Annotated in this window: 17 protein-coding genes and 2 tRNA genes; 10 read left to right on the top strand and 9 right to left on the bottom strand. The window is 44.9% G+C overall.

Annotated features, from left to right (window positions below; translation table 11 throughout):
* Positions 1-12: 12 nt before the first annotated feature.
* The 3 genes from LLF92_05520 to LLF92_05510 all read left to right on the top strand — a co-directional run bounded on the left by LLF92_05520 (position 13) and on the right by LLF92_05510 (position 2,322).
* Positions 13-90: a PEP-CTERM sorting domain-containing protein gene (locus tag LLF92_05520; GenBank protein MCE5340571.1), complete on the top strand. Its 78-nt coding sequence runs from the start codon at positions 13-15 to the stop codon at positions 88-90.
* A gap of 79 nt (positions 91-169) precedes the next feature.
* Positions 170-1,201, top strand: a complete 1,032-nt coding sequence (locus LLF92_05515) for a hypothetical protein (GenBank protein MCE5340570.1) — start codon at positions 170-172, stop codon at positions 1,199-1,201.
* A 98-nt stretch (positions 1,202-1,299) separates the two neighbouring features.
* Complete coding sequence (locus tag LLF92_05510; GenBank protein ID MCE5340569.1) at positions 1,300-2,322, top strand: hypothetical protein; 1,023 nt, start codon at positions 1,300-1,302, stop codon at positions 2,320-2,322.
* A gap of 82 nt (positions 2,323-2,404) precedes the next feature.
* Here the strand turns inward: LLF92_05510 and LLF92_05505 are convergent, their stop codons facing one another.
* Positions 2,405-3,529 carry a hypothetical protein gene (locus LLF92_05505; GenBank protein MCE5340568.1) on the bottom strand — a complete coding sequence of 375 codons (1,125 nt, stop codon included), beginning with the start codon at positions 3,527-3,529 and terminating at the stop codon, positions 2,405-2,407.
* A 123-nt stretch (positions 3,530-3,652) separates the two neighbouring features.
* Positions 3,653-4,612, bottom strand: coding sequence for an AEC family transporter (locus LLF92_05500; GenBank protein ID MCE5340567.1), 960 nt, complete (start codon positions 4,610-4,612; stop codon positions 3,653-3,655).
* Positions 4,613-4,706: 94 nt separating this feature from the next.
* Here LLF92_05500 and LLF92_05495 point away from each other — a divergent pair, with 94 nt between their 5' ends.
* A complete protein-coding gene (locus tag LLF92_05495; GenBank protein MCE5340566.1) occupies positions 4,707-5,801 on the top strand; it encodes an aminopeptidase in 1,095 nt (364 codons plus the stop codon).
* Positions 5,802-5,841: 40 nt separating this feature from the next.
* On the opposite strand, the gene LLF92_05490 is transcribed toward LLF92_05495, so the two are convergent.
* From LLF92_05490 to LLF92_05480, 3 genes are all read right to left on the bottom strand, one after another.
* Positions 5,842-6,486 carry a hypothetical protein gene (locus tag LLF92_05490; GenBank protein MCE5340565.1) on the bottom strand — a complete coding sequence of 215 codons (645 nt, stop codon included), beginning with the start codon at positions 6,484-6,486 and terminating at the stop codon, positions 5,842-5,844.
* A gap of 182 nt (positions 6,487-6,668) precedes the next feature.
* Positions 6,669-8,774: an HDOD domain-containing protein gene (locus LLF92_05485; protein MCE5340564.1), complete on the bottom strand. Its 2,106-nt coding sequence runs from the start codon at positions 8,772-8,774 to the stop codon at positions 6,669-6,671.
* Positions 8,775-8,840: 66 nt separating this feature from the next.
* Positions 8,841-9,413, bottom strand: a complete 573-nt coding sequence (locus tag LLF92_05480) for a response regulator (protein ID MCE5340563.1) — start codon at positions 9,411-9,413, stop codon at positions 8,841-8,843.
* A gap of 318 nt (positions 9,414-9,731) precedes the next feature.
* Here LLF92_05480 and LLF92_05475 point away from each other — a divergent pair, with 318 nt between their 5' ends.
* The 3 genes from LLF92_05475 (at position 9,732) to LLF92_05465 (ending at position 13,227) form a co-directional block, all read left to right on the top strand.
* The gene (locus LLF92_05475; GenBank protein ID MCE5340562.1) at positions 9,732-11,354 is read left to right on the top strand and encodes a soluble NSF attachment family protein; all 1,623 of its coding nucleotides are present in this window, start codon (positions 9,732-9,734) and stop codon (positions 11,352-11,354) included.
* A gap of 139 nt (positions 11,355-11,493) precedes the next feature.
* Positions 11,494-13,074 (top strand): FG-GAP repeat protein, encoded by a 1,581-nt coding sequence (locus LLF92_05470; protein MCE5340561.1) that lies wholly within the window; start codon positions 11,494-11,496, stop codon positions 13,072-13,074.
* Positions 13,075-13,143: 69 nt separating this feature from the next.
* Positions 13,144-13,227, top strand: a tRNA-Leu gene (locus LLF92_05465).
* A 17-nt stretch (positions 13,228-13,244) separates the two neighbouring features.
* On the opposite strand, the gene LLF92_05460 is transcribed toward LLF92_05465, so the two are convergent.
* A complete protein-coding gene (locus LLF92_05460) occupies positions 13,245-14,561 on the bottom strand; it encodes a YihY/virulence factor BrkB family protein (GenBank protein ID MCE5340560.1) in 1,317 nt (438 codons plus the stop codon).
* Between the two features lie 232 nt (positions 14,562-14,793).
* On the opposite strand from LLF92_05460, the gene LLF92_05455 reads away from it, so the two are divergent.
* From LLF92_05455 to mtnP, 3 genes are read left to right on the top strand one after another with little or no spacing between them, the layout of a single operon-like run.
* Positions 14,794-15,585 (top strand): hypothetical protein, encoded by a 792-nt coding sequence (locus tag LLF92_05455; protein ID MCE5340559.1) that lies wholly within the window; start codon positions 14,794-14,796, stop codon positions 15,583-15,585.
* Positions 15,582-16,289: a TMEM198/TM7SF3 family protein gene (locus LLF92_05450; GenBank protein MCE5340558.1), complete on the top strand. Its 708-nt coding sequence runs from the start codon at positions 15,582-15,584 to the stop codon at positions 16,287-16,289. The genes LLF92_05455 and LLF92_05450 overlap by 4 nt, the downstream gene beginning before the upstream one ends.
* Position 16,290: 1 nt before the next feature.
* Positions 16,291-17,163: an S-methyl-5'-thioadenosine phosphorylase gene (gene mtnP, locus LLF92_05445; protein ID MCE5340557.1), complete on the top strand. Its 873-nt coding sequence runs from the start codon at positions 16,291-16,293 to the stop codon at positions 17,161-17,163.
* A 34-nt stretch (positions 17,164-17,197) separates the two neighbouring features.
* On the opposite strand, the gene LLF92_05440 is transcribed toward mtnP, so the two are convergent.
* From LLF92_05440 to LLF92_05430, 3 genes are all read right to left on the bottom strand, one after another.
* The gene (locus LLF92_05440; GenBank protein MCE5340556.1) at positions 17,198-18,835 is read right to left on the bottom strand and encodes a hypothetical protein; all 1,638 of its coding nucleotides are present in this window, start codon (positions 18,833-18,835) and stop codon (positions 17,198-17,200) included.
* 540 nt (positions 18,836-19,375) lie between these two features.
* Positions 19,376-20,086, bottom strand: coding sequence for a hypothetical protein (locus LLF92_05435; GenBank protein ID MCE5340555.1), 711 nt, complete (start codon positions 20,084-20,086; stop codon positions 19,376-19,378).
* Positions 20,087-20,461: 375 nt separating this feature from the next.
* Positions 20,462-20,535: transfer RNA gene (locus LLF92_05430), tRNA-Val, on the bottom strand.
* Between the last annotated feature and the right edge of the window lie 139 nt (positions 20,536-20,674).

The following is a 20,674-nucleotide window of genomic DNA, read 5'->3' as shown; positions in this document are numbered from 1 at the left end:
GAGTTCGCGAATATGGTTTATGTTCCGGAACCAGTAACTATGGCCCTGTTGGGATTGGGCAGCTTGTTCCTTGCAAGACGCAGGAAATAATTGGTATTTGAATTGTTAGGGCGCTCAATCACAAAAAATTGAGCGCCCTGTCTTGCTATAATTAAGGAAAGGATATTTTATGAAGAAAAAGATTGTCCTATTAGTGGTATTAGTTATAAGTTTTGCTGCCGGCAATGCCTTGGCCAATGATTTGCTGAACCCCGGCTTTGAGTTGGGTGCTTTAGGCAGGTTTGATCCTCCGAATGTGACGAACTGGACGACTGTCGGCACAAAGGGTTGGCATACTGGTAATACCTCAGCGAACGATTTTGTACATAGCGGTGCCAAAGCCGTGAAAGTATGGTGGGATGATACCTCTTTATACCAGGATATTTCTGTAATCGCGGGTAATAGGTACGATTTTAGCGTCTGGGCTTATGCTTTCTCAGGAGATGATCTTGGTCTTCGCTTCGCTGATGCGGTTTTCCATGTCAAGTGGTACGATGCGGGCAGTACCCTGATTTCCGACGAAGAAATAGGGCGTTTTTATGGTGCGAAAGTTGTAGGAGAGCCCTGCGATCCCTATGATACGTGGAAGTTTATTTCCGGCAGCAGGACATCGCCGCCTCTGGCGGTTACCTGCAGAGTTCGTTTGTACTTGGATAGACACGACGGTGCGTTTGAGATTAAAGGCTCAATTTTCTGGGATGATGCATCAGTTAGTTTCAGTTACGGTGCGTCGAACCCTGTACCTGAAGATGGCGCACTCAATCTTATTCCGTTTGAAGTAACTGCGTTGTCGTGGGACAGACCTGCTCCTCGTCAGGTTGGAGATACTATTCTTTGTGACGTATGGTTCGGTACAGACCCGAATATGCCTGGAACTAACACTAAAATACTGAACAAACAGGATGCCAGTTCTGTTGCGATTAGTTCGCTTGCATCAAATCAGGATTATTATTGGCGTGTTGACTGCTATGACCCGGACGGTGCAAATCCGGAGATAAAGTCGGAAGGCCAAACGTGGACTTTCAATACGGCCGATAACTGCTATCTTTCGTATATGCTTGGCGATATAAATAAAGACTGCTATGTCAACTTTGCTGATTTTGCGGAAATGGGCGAAAATTGGCTCAAATGCAACGATGTGTCTAATTCGAATTGTCAATAGTTTTAAAATCATCTTAATAACGATTTTTATGAATTGACGATTGGAGTGCTCGGCTGAAAAAAGTTGAGTGTCTTGTCATGTTAATGAAAGGATATATTATGAAGAAAAAGATTGTCCTATTGGTGATATTAGTTATGGGTTTTGCTGCCGGCAACGCCTTGGCCAATGCGTTGCTAAGCCCCGGCTTTGAACAGGGTGATTTAGGCAGGTTTGAGACTGTTCTGATTCCAGGCTGGGCAACTTACGGCACAAATGGCGAGTGTCACAATGATGCTAATGCGGTAAAAAGCGGCGTCAAAGCTGTGAAAGAATGGTTGGATGATACAGGTATGTTCCAGGATTTTCCTGTTGTAGGGGGCAATGAGTACGATTTTAGTGTGTGGGCAATTACTCTCTCAAGCGATGGTGGTGGTCTTTCGGGCAGGGACGCTATTTTCAAGGTCGAGTGGTATGATGACGCCAATACTCTGATTTTCGATGAAGAAGTAGGGCGTTTTTATGGCGATCCCGCCAGTGGTACTCCCGATCCCTATGATACATGGAAGTTTATTTCCGGCGCCTCGACCGCGCCACTTGAGGCTGCTTACGGCAGGATTTTTTTAGGCTTGACGGCAGGCAGTATTGGCCCAGATACTCACATAGGCTCTATTAACTGGGACGATGTATCAGTTACTTACCGTTATGGTGCGTCGAATCCCGGACCTACAAATGGTGCGATTAATCTTATTCCGTTTGATGTAGCTACGCTGTCGTGGGACAGGCCTGCTCCTCGTCAGAGCGGCGATACTATTCTATGCGATGTCTGGTTCGGTACGGACCCGAATATGCCGGGAACAAACACAAAAATCCTCAATAAGCAGGATGCCAGTTCTGTTGTTGTTAGTTCGCTTGACTCATTTCAGGATTATTATTGGCGTGTTGACTGCTATGATCCGGACGGTGCAAATCCGGAGATAAAGTCGGAAGGCTGGAGGTGGAAGTTCAGTACGGCCGACAACTGCGGTCTCTCGTATTTGCCTGGCGATATAAATAAAGACTGCTATGTCAACTTTGTCGATTTTGCGGAAATGGCCGAAAATTGGCTCAAGTGCAACGATATGTCTAATTCAAATTGTCCGTAATTTAAAAAACATCGAATAGCGGTGATTCATAATAATTAGCGATTGGGGTGTCTGGCTCAAACGGTCGGACACCAATTTTTCTTTACGCGCTGACGGTAATTGTCTTTTTGTCAGGCGATGGGAATTTCAGATTATCCGCTTCGGTGTTCTGACGGTTGAAATCGACTATCGCCATTGCCTTTGACATAATCGTTTTACAGCAGCCGGGGACGTTTAACACATCGCACTCCGTGCCGAGGATAAACGGATGGCCTGTTGTCTTCATCTTCTCGTGAAGCTCTAAAGCATTGCGTCTGACTTCAGTTAATGTAATCGAATCGTCAGAGAAGAATTTCTTCGACGGCAAATTTCCATACAGCACAATGTCTTTTGGAATAATCGCGGCATCCTCCCATAGTTTGCGTGAACAGCCGAGACTCAACATCGTCGGCTGCAGCGAAGTAAACGCCTTGAGCATTTCGTTAGTTAATTCTCCGCAGCAATGGAAAATCAAATCCACGCCGGCAGCGTCGAGTTCGGATTTAATTTTGCGAAGATATTTCATAACCATTCTGTCGAAAACGTCCGAACCTTGTGCCATCTGGTTTGGCGAAATATAGACTTTGTTCGCGGCGGGTTCCGCGATAAAAATTGCTTTTGCGCCTGCCCGTATCTGTGCTTTCAATGAACACAGAATAATTTCAACTGCCAATTCCATAAGCGTTTCAACGGTTTTCACTTCCGAGTCGTTTTCCGCCGACAAACCTGTTCCTGCCATATAAACGGGCGTAATGGGGTCTGAAAGCAATTTTGTCATAAGTGAAAACGGGCCTATACTCATACCAACCGGCACAAGGTCGGTGTTGTCTGCGATGAATTTTATGGCGTCCACGTTCGCCTGCAAACGCGGGTCGAGCGGGCCGTGAATTTTTGTGCGGATTGTGTTCAACTGTTCGGCGGTTGGGCAGCCTGCGAAATGCCAGGTGGGAATATCAGCCTCGGCAATACCTAACGCGCGAAGCATCAGCGCCTTTTCGAGCATCAAATCCATAACCGGCACGGCAAGAGGTGTTTTAAAGCGTCTGGCGGCCTCGGCAATTACGTGGCCGAGACGAACACCATCCCGCAGGATTTCTTCATGGTCTTTATATTCTTTTAAAACTAAATCCGCCCCAATTGGAAAAGCAAGTCCTGATTTTGCCATCTCGATGTAAAACTCGCGACTCATACTCTATACCTTTTCAAAAAACGAAAATTAACGAAACTTATGTATAAAGTGTACTAAAAAGAAATGTAACTATCTTGCTATAAACGGTTAAATTATTGAACTATTGTGCTTTTTAGGGGGTGATTATGCGATAATCATTTTCCAGACTGCAAGCCAGAATGGTATAGTTATAATGCACGCAATGTATGAAAGAAGCAAAATCGAGCCGAGCTGCTGTTCTTTCCCGCCGTAGTGTTTGATTTGCAAAATAATCGCGGTTGCCGGCGATGACGAAGACTGCAAAACGAGCAAATCGCACAGCAGCGGATAATTTTTATTCAGGCCGATCAGCAGTAAAATTCCAATAGTAATGATTGGTACGAGGACGAGTCTGACAATTAAAACTTTTATGGCATCGGCGACATAAGATTTAATACTGAAAACTATACTGCCCAAAACTGCGCCCAGGACAAATGTCGCCACAGGCACGGCCGCCGAACCAAGCAAATCTGTGGAATTCAATACTACATTCGGAATGAGCCATTGAAGTTTCAAAAGCACAATCAGTACGGCCGCGATGTTCGCAATGAATGGGGGCGTGAACAGGCCGGCGAGTGTTGGCTTTTCGTCTGGCAGCGAACTGACGAGATATTTGCCCATCGACCACAGCAGCGGACTTATGCCGAGGATGTAGAGAAAACAATACATCGCGAATTCGTCGAACCGGTCGGGATACAAAAATTTGCCGAGCGGCAAAATTAAATAACCTGCGTTTTGCAGCGAGGCGGGTGCGAAGAGATGCTTTTTGTCGTTTATGTTCGGCCAAAATAAAACCGTTGCAAACAAAAGGCCAAAGCCGACCATTATCACAGCGGATATCGGAATCAGCGGCCAGATTTTGAGTTTATCAGGGTGGAAATTGATAACGATATTCGAGAATGTCAGGCAGGGCAGCAGTACGCGAACACACAGTGCGGAAATTGCCTTAAGCTGCTCCTGTGTGAGGATATTTTTGCGCATAAGCACGCCGGCGGCCAGGGCGATGAGCAGTATTTGAAGCACGGCCTGGAACGTCGAACTGAACGAATTTATAAAAATTTCCATATTGGTTGTTAGTTGATAGTTATCAGTATATTGTATATAGTATTTAGTATATGAAAATACTATATACCAATCGCAAAATAAAGGAATAAATTTTATGTCGGATATTATGAATAAATACGCGAAGTTACTGGTCAATTACTCACTGGCGCTCAAAAAGGGCGACAGGGTGCTGCTTTCATCGACTTATCTTGCCGAGGAATTGCTCAAGGAAGTATATGCCGAAGCTCTGAAGGTCGGCGCGTTTCCGGAATTTAGAGTCGCGCTGAATGGTACCGAAAAAATATTCTACAACAACGCATCCGACAGTCAGCTTGAGTATGTTTCGCCGATAACGAAATACGTTTATGAAAATTATGATGCGCTGTTGAATGTTATTGCGCCGTTCAATGTCAAAGAACTGCAAAACACACCTGCCGAGAAAAAACAGAAGGCAAGTGCCGCAAGAGCGGGGCTGAATAAAACATTTATGCAGCGGTCTGCCGATGGGACGTTTCGCTGGACGCTGTGCGTTTATCCGACCTGTGCCGAGGCGCAGGAGTGCGGAATGAGTCAGAGCGAATATGCTGATTTTGTTTATAACGTTTGTTTTCTGAATGAGCCTGACCCTGTCGCTTGCTGGAACAAGCTCGAAAGTCAGCAGCAGAAAATTGTCGATTTGCTCAATACGAAAAAAGCTGTTCAATTCAAAGGCAAAAATATCGACGTGAAGTTTAGCACTGCCGGCAGGAAATGGATTAACTCGTGCGGCAAGTTTAATATGCCAAGCGGCGAAGTTTTTACCGGGCCGGTGGAAGATTCTGTGAACGGTTTTGTGCGGTTCTCGTATCCGGGCATTTATATGGGGCAGGAAATTGAAGATATTTCGTTGGAGATTAAAAATGGCGAAGTTGTCAAAGGCACCGCGGCAAAAGGGCAGGAATTGTTAAACAAGATTCTCGATGTGCCCGGCGCAAGGCGGTTCGGCGAAGCGGCGATTGGTAATAATGAGCGTGCGAATAAATTCACGAAGAATATGCTGTTCGATGAGAAGATGGGCGGCACAATTCACATGGCGATTGGCGCAGCTTATCCGGAAACCGGCGGCGTGAACGAATCAGCGATTCACTGGGATTTGCTGGCGGATATGAATGATGGCGAAATCATTGCAGATGGACAGAAGATTTATAAGAATGGGAAATTTGTGATTTAGAAAAAAAGGGCAGACACAAAGGTCTGCCCCTACATTTTTTTTATGCGTGGGGCGGAAACGCGTTTGCCATTGCTTCGCTGCTCTGCATATTCTTAAGTGCAGTTGAAAGGCCCGGCGTTACCGAAGCGATTTTCGTCAACTCGCATTTGCTTAACGGCTGCTGAACAGAACGATAAAGTACAAGCATACCCAATGCAGGCCCGGCGGTGTTAAGGCCGATTGCGGCCAATGATATTTTTTTCAAAACTGCCGGTGACGCGAAGAAACCCATTTCGCATAACTGGTCGGATGTGCAGATATTGCCGGTCTGGCAGACTAACTGCACCATTCGCGGCGTCATATACGGACCTATTTGCGAAGGGATGTCCTCAAGTGCTGTGTCGGTGGAGTAAATATAAATCTGCGGACGGCCGGAAAACATAAACACTATCGCCATATTTATATCATTCAGATTGGTCGTCAGATATTCGCCGACATTTCGGGCAAGCTGTTCGGAATTTGTTATGCCCAGAATGTTCTCGTAAAAATCAGCGGCGAACTGAAAGTTTTTCAGATGACTTATAAAATCAGCGTGCGCAGTTAGGATGTCATTACATAAAATGTCAATCTGTTTTTTTTGTGATCTCTTGACCTGGTTGAGTTTCCTGACAACCTTACGCAGCCTAATATTTCTTTCTTCCTTCAAAAGTCAGTCTCCTTAAAGGACATAATATCATTTCATTATTCTCTACTTCGGCATAATTATGATGTCATTTAAGAAGGGATTTACTATTTTGTTCGTTTAAATAACGTCCAATAAACAGACTGTTTGCGGGCAGTGAAAAGTGTGTTTAAGCGGCGATTGTGGGCAAAACTAAACAGCCATTGTTATTCGGACTTACCGGTTTTGGGCAGTTGGACAGATACTGTTGTGCCTTTGTCGATTTGGCTATCGAATGATATTTTTCCGCCGTTGTTTTGCAGGAGGCTCGCGGCCAAAGCAAGACCCATTCCACGCTGGCGGCCGGCAGGCTTGTCGGAGTAAAACGGCTCGGCGGCTTTTTGTAATGTTTCTTCACTCATGCCGCAACCCTGGTCTTGTATGCGGATTTCTACAAAGCCTTGGACATGTTCGCTGCCGGAAATTATGACAGGGCCGTTGCCGCTTTCATACGATTCCAGTGAGTTGTACATTATCTGCGAGATAGCTTCGACGATTTGTTCGGAATCGACTTCGATATCGCTAAGATTCTCAATGCTGCTGTCGATTGTGATATCGACCGGCTCATCCAGATAACGAGCGTTTACTTTTTCAATGCAGTTATTAATCATTATAAACGGCGAAACCGTTCTAATCTGCGGGCTTGACGGGCGGGCATAACTCATAAGCTGGCCGACGATTTCATAAGCCTGGCCGGTCTTTTCGGTTATCTGCTCGAGCATCAATCGTTTTGTCGGGTCAGTTTCCTGTTGCTTGAGAAGCTGCGCTCTGCCGGAAATTACCGTAAGCGGATTGTTCAGTTCGTGCGCGGCGCCGGCGGCGATTTCAGCAATTCGTTCCTGAAGCTCCTGCGGCGTTTGAACAGTTGTCTGTTGTGTCGGCGGTGTTTGCGATGACTGCGGTTTTGCCTGCGGCTGCAAAGGCGGTATCATCGGCTGCGGTGCGGGCGTGGTTGGCGGTGTGGGTTGTGTGGGTCGAACTGCCGGTGTGAAGTTTTCCAGCAGTGCCTGTGCAATCGAAAGATTATATTCTTCCGCCGATTTCGACGTTAATACTTGCGTAACTATATTTGCAATCGCCAAAACATCCAAATCCTGCATCGTTTGCAGAAACATCTGACCAATGGCATCTAATTTTATCTGTGTTGTGCCCGCATCCGCGAAATTTATCTGCTGATTTGTCGGCATGGCTTCAAACGTCATAAATTCCGTATTGTCGCCGATGGTTTTTACCGCTTCGTAGCCGGCGTTGAGATATATGCAGGCTTTTTGCACATTCAACTTTTTGCATATCAGGCCGCAGATGATTCCGGCCGCTTCAATGGTCGAAACCACGGGCTTGACTGCGTTCCAGACATTATTTTGAAAATCGGTAATGTTTTGCTCTACGGGTTTGTCGAGCAGCGTCATCAACGCTTGTTTGATTATCTGGCTTTCAGGTTTTTCCTCGGCGGTGTTTAACTGCGAGGCGAAATTCCGGGCCTTTTCATTTATTTCGTTCACATCATCAGGGCTGATTGGAATCGCGGAGGGGATTGTGATGCTTCCGCCGTTGTCGATGTTTTTGGCGATAATATCAGCCAGACGGACAATCATAATATATTCAAAATTCGGCAGTGTTTCGAGTTTGTCGGCTGCGGGACTGCAATAGAGCCAGCCGCAATCGGCGACAACCTGCGGAAGCAGCCATTTTTGAGCGAGCTGACGAGAAATTACATTGTGCGTCAGACCGAGATTTTCTTTTTCCATCCGAAGCAGCGAAAGAGAATCGCCGGCAGCGTCTTCGTACATTCCGGCAAGACTCTTGGGGTAAAGCTCGGCAAGAGCGAGCAAGCCAATGTCGGCAAACAGGGCGGCAAAAAACGCCAGACTTTCATTCATATTCGTTTGGGCGGCAATCAGTTTGGCCGTGTATGCGCGAACTGCGGAAATACCGTTCATCTTCGCAATCGGAATCTGCGAATGAAAGCCGGTGATGTCGAATGTCTTTATATTCAGAAATGTTTTTAGAATTTTATTCGTGGGAATTTCGTTGACGCACTGTTCGAAATTCAGGTTTTCAAAATTGAATTCGATATTGTGCTGCCTGAAAAGATTCACAAGGGCGATGGCGACAGCGGGGTCGGTTTGGGCGACAGAAGCCAGAGCGGGTTTATATTCGTTAATAGCTTTTATACATCGAATCACGCTGTCTGGATGAACAGCGGGTGTGTCGAGCTGATACAGTGCAAACGCCGCGTTTCGCGCGGAAACATTTGGTAAAATACTTGCCATCTATCTGTCTTCTTCCGTGTACAAATCATCGCCGTTCCGGCAACGGCTAAACCAATATTCCTGTCGTTAAGCCTGGAGAGTAGTCGCGATTCTTTCAATCAGGTCTGTAATATTGAAAGGCTTCTTAACGAACGACTCCGCGCCGGCTTTCAGCAGGTCGTCAATTTCAGTCTGATTAATAACGCCGCTGATAATGATAATTCTTGTGTTAGCGAACTCCGGGTCCTGCTTGATGGTCTTGCAGACGATATTGCCGTTGACGTCCGGCAGCATATAGTCAAGCAGTATCAAGTCAGGCCTGAACTTCTGCGTCATAATACCGGCGTCATAACCTGTCGAAGCAGTTCGTACTTCAAACCTGCCGTCGCGTGCGAGTACATCTGTCATAAGCTCAACAATTTCCGCATCGTCGTCAACTATCAGCAGACGCCTGCGTCCGGTCTGAAGATTCATAATAGGAATGTTGTTTTCCTTCATAAACTTCATCAGACTGTCGCGCGGAATTTTTCTGAACTTGGAACCTGGAATGCGAAAACCGCGAAGTCTTCCAGAATCAAAACACCTGATAATAGTTTGCTGGCTGAGGTTACAAAGATCCGCAGCTTCGCCCGTCGTGTACAATTCTTTTGTCGTATCCATACTTTTTAGTCCTCGCTACTGAATATCCATATTCTATTTCCATCCTATGTTGCCTTTTCTGCCCAATTTAACTATAAATCGTACTTTGTCAATATTAAATTGGTAAATTAGTAGCACAGCAGTAAATTTTTTGCATATTTGTCGAATCCATATATAAATATTATGGCTTTGATCGGCCGATGTATTAGTACTGAAATCCATTACTGTTGTAACTACAATAAGTTAAAAGAAGTCGAAAAGCACGGCTCAATTAAGTTGAGAAAATGCCGGAGATGGGTTAGACTTCGGACTTGTTAGAAAGTTTTTTGAAAATTTGAAATGAAACATATTAACAGGCTGTTAATTCTGGTAGTTTTTTCTCTGTTGCCCGTTGCAGGATGCATTCAGGGACAGGCGACTGTGTCTCTAAATCCTGACGGCTCGGGAAAGATATCTTTGGAAACTGTTATCGACCCGTGTGGTGTTGGCTGTCAGGATTACCGAAGTTATCTTCTGCTGATAAAAGAATCACTCCTTAAATCCGAAGGCATTGATGCATGGAGCGATGTTGAATGGAGAGCCTTGCCGAGCGGCAAATATTATTTCAAAGGTCAGGCTTTTTTCAAATCAGTTGACGAAGTTGCAATCCATTTCGGCCAACTTAAATGTAATCTTCAGGCAATGTGGCTCGAAGACGCAAACAACAGGATTGTTGGGTTGAAAACTCTGAAATCACAGGCCGAAGAGAAAGAATGGCAAAAGCAAAATTCTCCTTTGCGTTACAACCTTTTCGCGTCAGATACCGCGGTGATGCTCAATAATTTACGGCTGGATATACTTTTCAATTTGCCGGCGAAATTCAAGAGAGCAGAAGGATTTGAAAAAATCGATGAGCAGACAGTGCATTTTCTCTTGAACGGCCAGAGGATGGTATATCTGCTTGACTATATCAGGCAAAACGGATTGTATCAGCTTGCCGAAAGATGCAATTACGATAGGGTTAAATTTATAAATAATGAACTGCTGCCGTTGTATTTTGATAAAATTGAGCATTTGAAAATCGGTTTCACAGGCGGAGAAAATCTTTTCGATTATGAAAAAGAAAAAACGGCTGCCAAAAAGGAAATCGTCAGAGTTATCGAGCGGCTTGACGGCGAAGCGGTAAAAGAAAAAATCCGCAGGCAGGAGAATACCGAGCCGCAGCAAACGGTGTCTGTGGCGGAACAAACTGCTGATAAGAGTATCGAGACTTATTTCCGCGACGCGATTTTCCAGGAATCCAAAAATGAATATCAGAAAGCTGTCGATATATATAGGCGCATAATCGACAGTAATACGTCAGATACTAATACTAAATATCTTGCGCAGGCGTATTATAGAGCGGGCTTATGTTATTTCGAGATGGGTGATAACGAAAACGCAATCCAGCATTTTGATTTTGTGATAAGAAATTTCGCTAATCAGCGAATACCGGCAGTTCGTTCGTCGAATATGATTCGTGATATTAGCAATGGTTCTGCTGTTCGGAAAGCGGATAAAAAAAAGCAGATGCCTGAAATTGTTGAATCGTTGCCGCAGTTGTACGTTCAGGATGTAAATTCTTTGTCTGTTGACAGCATAACGATTCAGTTTAGTGAGCCGATGGATACCACGAACTGGTTTTATTCGTCGTTTGAGCAGGGCGTGCTGCCGGCACTTACTGGGACGCCAGTGTTCGACGAGTCCGGCAAAAACTGGACGCTGCCGGTGAAATTAGAACCTGCCAAAGTTTACGCGATAGCTTTTAACTGCGGCGATGCGGTAAAAGATAATGGAAAAATGACCGCAGGCTTCAGAAGCGTTTCAGGCGAAATGTGTAAGCCGTTCGTTCTGGTGTTCTCTACGATGGATGATGCCAACGAACCGATAAGTATTGATGCTGTGCTTATCGATAAGAGCGAGAAAATCAACGGAACAGAATAATAATTAGAGGATTTCTTAGTCGCAATTTATTCTTGACAAACAATGTTTGGAATGGTATACTACCGTTTTCGTAAAAATCCCGAGGTTCACTGGAAGAATGTGGGGAATTCAATCAATAATCACTCTTTAGGTTTGGAAGATGAATAACGCAATTAAACTTGTTTATGCTGTTGTAATCATTTGTATTTGTACATCTGCGGTTTTTGCCGGTTATGCCTGGCTGCCTAAAAAAATTAATGCTTCTGACGGCGTACTGGGTGATTCTTTCGGATGTGCTGTCGCTGTCAGCGGTGATTGGGCGGTTGTAGGCGCGTATGCGGATGAGAGTTCAAAAGGCGCTGCTTATGTTTATAGACGTGTTTCAGGCGCGTGGACACAGCAGCAAAAACTTACAGCTTCCGACGGCGCGGCAGGAGATTGCTTCGGAATTTCCGTTGCTATCAACGGCGATTATATAATCGTCGGTGCCAACAAGGCAAACAGCAATAAAGGCGCAGCGTACATATTTCATAAAAACACCAGTTCTGTATGGGGGCAGCATAAAAGAGTCAAAGTATCGGACGGATTAAGCGGAGATTTGTTCGGCCAATCTGTTACGATATACGGTAATTGGGCGGCAGTTGGTGCAGAAGGGGACAACGGCAAGAAAGGTTCTATCTACATTTTTACTGTCAGCGATACAACAAGCGAAACCGAATCCAGCCGTTTAGTCTCATCTACTCAAGCGGCTTCCGCGCGGTTCGGTTGTTCAGTTTCTATGTATGGCACTCGTATGATTGTCGGAGCATATACGGAAAACAGCAGGGGGGCTGCTTATTTCTTTGGGCAAAGCAGCGGCATCTGGCAATCGAGCAGTTACAGGGTTGAAGCTTATGATGCCGCCACAAGCGATAACTTCGGATGCTCCGTTGCTATCTGTGGTGATTATGCGGTTGTCGGCGCATCGAATGGTAATGTCGGCTCCGGCGCCGGCACTGAATCAGGCTCGGCATATATATACAGATACAAATTCACAGGATGGGAATGTCCGGCTGAACTTACACCTTTGAACGGTCTGGCCGGCGATATGTTCGGACGGTCTGTTTCAATAAACGGAAATTCAATTCTCATAGGCGCACCGGGAAATGATAACGGCGCGGCTTATATGTATAGCGTAGGCAACTGGACAAGCTCGCAAAAAATAACGGCTGCGTACAGTTCCACCGACGATTTCTTTGGCGGCAGCGTTTGCACTGATGGAACTTATATGATGTGCGGTGATGTGAATGACGATGATTTCGGAATCAATTCAGGCTCGGCTTATATATTTGAATATACCGAACTTGGCACGCTGACTCTGCTTACGCCAAACGGCGGAGAAAATCTTTCCGGCGGTTCAGCTTATGATATTACCTGGAACAGTACTGGGCCGATAGAATCTGTAACGCTCGATTATTCTGTTGATAATGCTGGTACATGGACGACTATTGGAACAGTAGTTGATACAGGCTCGTATGAGTGGACTGTCGCGGATGCGAATTCATCGCAATGCCGACTGCGCGTAAGAGACGCGGGTGTGTCCGGTGCGGCTGATGCAAGCAATAATGTATTTAGAATTTATCCGTGTAAGCTTAATTTTGACTTGAACAGCGATTGCATTGTTGATTTTCTGGATTTTGCCGATTTGGCTTCTGAATGGCTTAAATGCGGCGACCCGAAAGATGCCAACTGCGTGCAATAAACCGTGCTTTTAACGGCAGATATTTTTACTTGACCGCGGTATTAAAACTGGTAAACTATGGGGCTTACTGCGGATGTGGCGGAATTGGCAGACGCGCAGGTTTCAGGTACCTGTGAGCTTACGCTCTTGAAGGTTCGACTCCTTTCATCCGCATTTTTTTATGCGCCACTTTATAGATTTTTCAAAAGAATATTCGCTTCCGACTTTTCAATTATCGTTCCGAATTGGCGAAGGCTCTGCGTCAATTTTTCCAGTTCTTTTGTCATTAGCACAGGGACGTTTGCCGTGCCGCGGTTGTCGAGCCGGTCGATTACGAACTTTATAGTCATCTTGTCAACATCGGTCGCGGGCTGATACGCGAATTCCTTAAACGTGTTTTTGACTTCCGACAATACTCCGGATTCCGTAAGCTGATACAGAACCTGTCTTACTAACCGAATTGGTATATCCAGCTCGTGCGAAAACATCGGGGCATCGGCGGGTTTTTCCTCATTGCAAAATCTCTTCACAACTCGCTGTGCGATAAGAATCGCAATCAGAGTTTTAAACGCCTTGCTTGCCGACATACAATCCGGTTCGTATTCGTAAGTCTCGACATTTTGATGCGCGAACGAAACCTCTGCGCCGAACAAAACAATGAGCCAGCTTGTTTGCAGCCAAATCAAAAATAAAGGAATCGCCGCGAAACTGCCGTAGATAGCGTTGTATTTCGCGACGCCTATCTGGAAATTGACGTATATCCATTGAGTGAACTGGAAAAGTGTGCCTGCTACGATACCTGCTATAATGGCCGAGGAGAATTTTACTTTTGTATTGGGCATTAAAACGAATATGAATGTTAAAAGTATCCATATTGTTACATAAGGCAGAATTTTAAGCGGAAGCCAAAATGCCAGGCCGAGATTTTGCAGCATAGGTATTTTTGTCATCAGGCTTTGAATCTGACTGCCGACGGCAACAGTTAAACTTCCTGAAATAATTAAAAGGAAAGGACAGACAAGCATCATCGAAAGGTAATCGCCGAATTTTCTGCCGAACGTTCGCGGCTTTACAACTCCCCAAATATCGTTGAAGGAATTTTCGATATTGCTCAATACGCTTATAATCGTCCAGAACAAAAACACAACGCCGATGCCGGCGATAATACCGCCGCTTGTCTTTGCGAGCATCGCATCGGAAAAACTGATAATCTTTGTAATTACTTCCTGTTGGTTCTGCATTTTTTCAATCAGCTGCTTTTTGAGATGTTCCTGCAGGCCGAAACCTTTGGCAATCGCAAACATCAGCGAGATAACCGGCACAATCGAAAGCAGGGTATAGAAAGTCAGTGCCGAAGCCCTGAAGCCGCATTTGTTTTCACTGAAGCCGCGAAACGCCAGCGCAATTATTCTTATGAATCCAATTATGAAAGATTTTTTGCGGGGCAAATCCCTCTGACGCATTCGCCAAATATCCGTTTTAATAAAATCGAGCCATTTTGTGAGCATAGAATCTCTTTCCGTTTAAGTTTTGAGATTGTAATACTACACATATCCTGCCGATATTGCAAGACTTACAATTTCTTGTTTCAAATCATTTTGTTATCTGTTATTTTACCCATATTCAAGATTTTGCCTATATTAGACCGATAAAAGATACGGGTATCTCTAAAAATATAAAAATCAGAGCCGCGAGCGTTGGAGCCGCGGCGGAAACGACCGGTAAAGAGCGACGTTTATTATGTACGAAGCGATAGAATATTATCAAAGTCTTGCTGCGAAGTTTGACAGCCGGGTGATGTTTGTCCCCGGTATGGCTGTTGTTGCGGTTGGTCTGTGTATTTGGCTGGCAGGTCTGCGATGGCGTAAAGTCCTCGGCGCGACGGCCGGCGGTATAATATTTGCCGCGATAGCTTTGTGCCTTGGCGATTACGGATGTGTAATGATGCTGATTGTATCTATTATAGGGATGGCAGTTGGTGCGCTGGTTGAAAAATTTACACTTGGAATTTTCGGCGTTGTGATGATTGTTGTGTTTGTACTGATTATTGTCGCGTCGGTTTGCGGTCATGTAAATGCCGAGTCTGCTGCGCAAAATTATACGCGCTGGCCGCAGTATGAACAGCCGGGCGTTGTCATAGGTTGTTCGCAATGTATCGAGATAACCCGCACGACCGGAAGGTTTGTTTTGTCCGCGATGATTGAAAATATAAAATCAGCGTCGTTGATTTCCATCGGCGCAGCGGTTCTTGCGATGCTGCTTGCCGGTTTTGCCGCTGTTGTTATGCCGCGGGTGTTTATAGCGATTATTTCTTCTTCGCTCGGTTCGGCTGTGATTTTCGCGGGTCTGATTATGCTGCTCTTTTACAAAGGGTTCAGGCTCGTCAGTTATATTTCAGGTAAAGTGCCTATTTACGCGGTTATTGTTTTTGTTATGCTCATTTTCGGCACTATGGTTCAGCTTGTGCTTTCGCCACCGGCGGCGGAACAGACCCAAAAACCTTCGCCGGAAAAAAATGGAGATAAAAAATGAATTTATTCTTTGTTCTCGCTGAAGCGGCGACCAAACAACAGTCGCATTCGAGCCAGATAATCGAAATGGATGTTTTTTGGCAGCAGATTGCCAAATTAAGCTGGCTTGAGGCGCTTATCGCTGTTTCTTTTGGTGCAATCTACCTTATATACGGCTGGCGAATTTTTAAGATTCTGGCAGTCGTTAGTTTTGGAATGGTCGGCCTGTTCGCCGGAATGCATCTCGGGGCCAAAATGGGCGGCGGTGCGAGTGGACAGATGTGGGGCGGTATTCTTGGACTGCTTACGCTTGCTGTGCTGTCTATTCCGTTTATGCACTGGGCGGTCAGTATTCTCGGCGCAGCGGCAGGCGGTATTGTTACAGGCTGCATCTGGTATGCGATTGGTTTGCCGCAGCAGTATATCTGGGCGGGAATTATCATCGGCGTTGTCGCGGGAGGTATGATTTCATTTATCGTATTTAAAATTTCTGTAATGCTTTTTACCAGTCTCGGCGGAGCTGTGCTGATAATTACCGGTATGCTTGCACTTGCGCATCTGTACGAAAAGTTTCAGAATACGCCGAAAACAACAGACGCCGGTTTTGTTTACTCGCTGGTCAATGAATATAACTGGTTCGTTCCGACAATGCTGATATTTGTAACGTTTGTCGGCGTGGTTATTCAAAATAAATTGGTCAAAGGCTCGTCGGACTGGAAGTTGTAAAATGCAGGAAATTATCGGCTTGATAGGCGGCTCTGGACTCGGCGATGTTTTTGAACGGCAGCTTGCGAAAGTTCGCAAAGTTGAAGTTAAAACGCCGTTCGGCAGGCCGAGCGACAAAATTATAATCGGCGATTTTGCCGGCAGAAAACTGGCGTTTCTCAACAGACACGGAGCGGGGCATAAACTTAATCCCTCGATTGTTCCGTTCGCGGCCAATATTTACGCGCTGAAAAAATTGGGCGTTAAAACTGTTATCGCGACTACGGCTGTTGGTTCGCTTACTGCGAAAATGAAACCAAAAGACCTTGTCATTGTTGACCAGTTCATCGACAAGACTTTCAAACGCAAAAATACTTTCTTCGACGGCATCGCTGCTGCTCATTGTGAAATGGCAAAACCATGCTGCGAAAGATTGAGAAAAGTCGTCGCCGATGTTTCAAAAAGCGTAAATACGACGGTTCACAAATCCGGGACGTATGTTTGTATGGAAGGGCCGCAATTTTCCACACGAGCCGAATCGCTGATGCACCAACAATGGGGCGGTCATTTGATTGGTATGACGGCAATGCCCGAAGCGAAACTTGCCCGCGAAGCGCAGATGTGCTATGTGCTGATTTCGATGGTCAGCGATTATGACTGCTGGCGGCCGCAAAAGAAAAACGCCGCTCCGCAGGAACTTTTGAAGGAGATTATCGGCAATTTGAATGACGCGACGGCAAATACAATAAAACTTATCGACGCGGTTTTGCGGTCTAAAAGGATATTCTGCGACGAAACCTGCCATTGCAGAAAGAGTCTGGATTTGGCTGTCTGGACGCCGGAGAAATATATCAGTAAAAAATACGCTGAAATATTTAAGATTTTAAAGAGCTGATAGTTGTCCTGATAATTGGTCTAAATTTTGCAAATTATTTCAAACGATCCTGACTCAACAGTGATAAATCGTCAAAAGAAACAGAGCCGTCAAAATTTAAATCTGCACCATTGCACCAATATGGAGCCTTGCATCCCGTTTTCAGCCATTGTTCTGCCAAGAGTGAAAAGTCTTTCATATCTGTAAACCCGCTTTTGTCAATATCAGTACTGATTACAGGAACAGGGTCGGCATGAATCGTCGAGCCATACTTGTCGCTCGCTTTTACAGTCCAATATTTTATTCCGGGTGGAATTGAATGAATTGGCTCTGTCGGCGGGGCAGAGGAGGCATTCGACGCAACATAAGTCATGTTTTCAGGTGAATTGCCAAATAGCAATTGGTATCCGACGGCATTCATACAAGGCTGGCACGTAAAAACTATTCCAGATTTGAGCGAAGCCCCAACCTGCTGGAGCAAAGTTACCGGCTGCGGCAGATTTGCCGGATATATAGCTTCGTCATAAAAATCTAATGGATTTGAAAAATCATCCCAGGCCAAATTATGAACCTTATACCAATATTTTGCCTGTTTGTCAGCGGTCCATGTAAAAAGCTGCAAATTTTTACCCGGTCCCAATACCGACCAATAAGGTCCGCCGACTTTGCCTTGGTCATAGGATGTTTGTCTGATTGTTGCCGCGGCTTCCCTATACCAAAACACCGGAGCGGTATGTATGTCGGGAGCCACCTGGACTTTTAATTGCCCATTGAAATAATCCCCTGTTCCGGCATACACATCAAGCCAGCATTTTTCTCCTGGCAGCGCACTTGTGAGATAAGTGTCAACAATTCCCTGATTGCCAAAAGTGCCGTCAAGGAAAGTCAAATGATTAATTGCGTATCTTGGTTCAGCGTAAACCGTATTTATCGTTACTCCAAGTTCCATTGCAGGATGCGAACCGCTGCTGAAACCGGCGGCTTGAATTTGTTTGTCATAGTTTGGAGCGATTCTTGACATATATACCAAAAACAAGTCAACAACATGCCGCCACTTATAGTACGTACTGAAATTATCGTCCTGCTGCTGTCTCCAGCTTAATACATTTGTATTATTAAACCATGCCGCTTTTGCCTGTGTTGTGCAATCCGCAACAGTGACCCAGTTAGATCCGGCTCCCGTAGGCGGATAGCCGCCGCCAAAAAATACAAAGGTAGGTTTTTGAATATCAAAAGGAGGATTTTCAATTGTCATTATGGTCTTACTTGTCGTCAGTGGTGTCACTCCGGCAGTAGTATTAGTAATCTCCATTGTTGTTCCCGGCAATGAAGCTACAATAACAATCTTGACAGCATCTGCGTCGCTTGTATAGACGCCATCGCTGACCACCAATTGGAATATACACTCCTGTTTTGTATAATCAATTTGTGTAAACGGCCCTACAACCGGATTAGCCGTTTGTGCATTGACAATATTTACTATTGGTCCGGAAAGCTGTGTCCACTCATAAGTCAAATTTCCTGATTTATCCGGGTCGTATGATTTCGAACCATCTAAAGTAACAGCCGCCATTGCCGCATATCTCGGCATTCCGGCATCAGCTATTGGAATGCAGCCGACCGGAGAATCCGATGCCATAGCTGATGGCGCGATGAAAATAAACAATGTTGCCAAAATGGTGAATATTTTCATTTTTTAACCTTATAAAACAACCCGTAATTATTTTTACTCTGGGTAACCTTGCAATCAGAAGAGTACAAACCTGTCTGCAATGATAAAACAGAAACCGCCTTTTCAGGACAGAGCCGTCCCTGTATGGCATTCTCCAAAAACCACATGTAACCCAAACTTTTCCCCATCGACTTGAAAGATACTTATGAGCGGATCATGCTGATTGTGCCTGCGTATGCACTTTTATTTAAAACTTGCTGTATTCAGCTATTTTGTACGATATCAGTTTTTCATGTTGAATTATCGGTGTTTTTTTGAAAGTGTCTGTCGTTGTTTGCATTTAAGGGTTTCTTATTAACACATTTTTTAAATTCTTCAAGTGCATATTTTAAAAATTTCCAAATGCAGCAGTAGTTTTATTAGTATCGTCCGTTGTGCCGGCAAATGATGAAAATTAATGAGTGTTTTTTAGAGGGGAGGGGAAAATACATAAAAAAACGGCAGGAAAAAATTCCCTGCCGTTTGGCAAAATATGTACTTAAATCACCATTAGGATAGTGATTATTTTGTTTTGCGAAGCAATAAGCCGCCAAGTCCAAGAATTACAAGTGTTGCCGGCTCTGGAATTGGAGTAACCATAAATGTACTTGTTCCGGATGCTGAATCATTGGCAGAAAGTATAAAATGGAATGCTGATTCTATGCTTGTAAGCGTACCGCTTATCAATTCATCGCCGGTACTCGGTTCAGCTTCGCTGGTTGTCAGGGTACCACCGGTGATTCCAAAACCGTTTACTAAACTCGCGAACACGGGTGTGCCGTTATACTTTGCCTGATGCACTTTATCGCCGTCAAAAAGCCCCGTAATCGTTGCTCCTACCGCTTCCCTGTCGGTCAATGTAATGCCTGCCGAAGCATAACCAACAGCGTTTTCTAACGCGGCAAAAGTCACCGCACCGGACAAAATAGTGTATTCTGTATCCGAACTTCCCGCGCGAACGCCGAATTCAATGCCGACTTCGGGGTCTTCCTTGGCTTTCAGCACTAAACTAGTGATTTCTGATTCGCCGCCGGTAGTAGCCGGAATATTAAACACAAAATGGGTAACCCCTTCATCATCGACAAATACAGTTTTTACATCATCGATGCCGACGTTCACATTTGTACCATCACTGCCGCTGATAGCAATCGAGCAATTAATGATACAAGCTTGCGCCAAGACCGGAACCAACAAAATCCCCACTAACAAACATAATATACGTGTCATCTTCATTTTCTCGTCTCCTAAACATAAAATTAAAAAATTCCATTAGAAATATATGAAAAGAAGAATAGGAAATGCCTTCTCCCAGTGCGTACGAACTGTTGATGTTTTCAGCCTTCTTTCCCACTCTGTCGTTGTCTCGTCCCTAATACGGACTTACTCAGGATACGGGGTTATTATAGCCTGTTGTTTCTCAATGTCAACTGAAATTTACAGGATTTATGATGTTTTTTCAAAATAGGGGCATTGCGTATGGTGTAAATATTATTTTTGCATAATTCATTGTCATAACAAGACTTAAAAGCGGTATATTGTGAAAGCAAGCAGCCGGCGGAAGCGGGGATTGCAGTTTAACGCTTCCAGAGCTTTTCTGCCTGAAGGCAGTGGGCGGTACAGGACTTGAACCTGTGGCCTCATGCGTGTCGAGCATGCGCTCTAGCCAACTGAGCTAACCGCCCCAAAAGATTTGCCATTATCCATTTTTCGTGAAAATTATCAAGCCTTTTTTAATCCCAATAAAAGTGAGGTGCTGAAGAGGCCGATTGCAGTTGCTCTTATAATTATTTCATTTCTGATTACCGATACACTCGACCAGAT

Source organism: Planctomycetaceae bacterium (assembly GCA_021371795.1).
GTDB lineage: Bacteria > Planctomycetota > Phycisphaerae > Sedimentisphaerales > UBA12454 > UBA12454.
The sequence above is the reverse complement of the archived record's forward strand: the minus strand, read 5'-3'. Positions and strand labels throughout refer to the sequence as shown.

Coding starts and splice junctions, on each gene's coding strand:
- LLF92_05450 (MCE5340558.1), top strand. CDS start 15,582: ATGAATTTATTCTTTGTTCTCGCTGAAGCGGCGACCAAACAACAGTCG.
- LLF92_05475 (MCE5340562.1), top strand. CDS start 9,732: ATGAAACATATTAACAGGCTGTTAATTCTGGTAGTTTTTTCTCTGTTG.
- LLF92_05435 (MCE5340555.1), bottom strand. CDS start 20,086: ATGAAGATGACACGTATATTATGTTTGTTAGTGGGGATTTTGTTGGTT.
- LLF92_05510 (MCE5340569.1), top strand. CDS start 1,300: ATGAAGAAAAAGATTGTCCTATTGGTGATATTAGTTATGGGTTTTGCT.
- LLF92_05485 (MCE5340564.1), bottom strand. CDS start 8,774: ATGGCAAGTATTTTACCAAATGTTTCCGCGCGAAACGCGGCGTTTGCA.
- LLF92_05480 (MCE5340563.1), bottom strand. CDS start 9,413: ATGGATACGACAAAAGAATTGTACACGACGGGCGAAGCTGCGGATCTT.
- LLF92_05500 (MCE5340567.1), bottom strand. CDS start 4,612: ATGGAAATTTTTATAAATTCGTTCAGTTCGACGTTCCAGGCCGTGCTT.
- LLF92_05515 (MCE5340570.1), top strand. CDS start 170: ATGAAGAAAAAGATTGTCCTATTAGTGGTATTAGTTATAAGTTTTGCT.
- LLF92_05440 (MCE5340556.1), bottom strand. CDS start 18,835: ATGAAAATATTCACCATTTTGGCAACATTGTTTATTTTCATCGCGCCA.
- mtnP (MCE5340557.1), top strand. CDS start 16,291: ATGCAGGAAATTATCGGCTTGATAGGCGGCTCTGGACTCGGCGATGTT.
- LLF92_05505 (MCE5340568.1), bottom strand. CDS start 3,529: ATGAGTCGCGAGTTTTACATCGAGATGGCAAAATCAGGACTTGCTTTT.
- LLF92_05470 (MCE5340561.1), top strand. CDS start 11,494: ATGAATAACGCAATTAAACTTGTTTATGCTGTTGTAATCATTTGTATT.
- LLF92_05520 (MCE5340571.1), top strand. CDS start 13: ATGGTTTATGTTCCGGAACCAGTAACTATGGCCCTGTTGGGATTGGGC.
- LLF92_05455 (MCE5340559.1), top strand. CDS start 14,794: ATGTACGAAGCGATAGAATATTATCAAAGTCTTGCTGCGAAGTTTGAC.
- LLF92_05460 (MCE5340560.1), bottom strand. CDS start 14,561: ATGCTCACAAAATGGCTCGATTTTATTAAAACGGATATTTGGCGAATG.
- LLF92_05495 (MCE5340566.1), top strand. CDS start 4,707: ATGTCGGATATTATGAATAAATACGCGAAGTTACTGGTCAATTACTCA.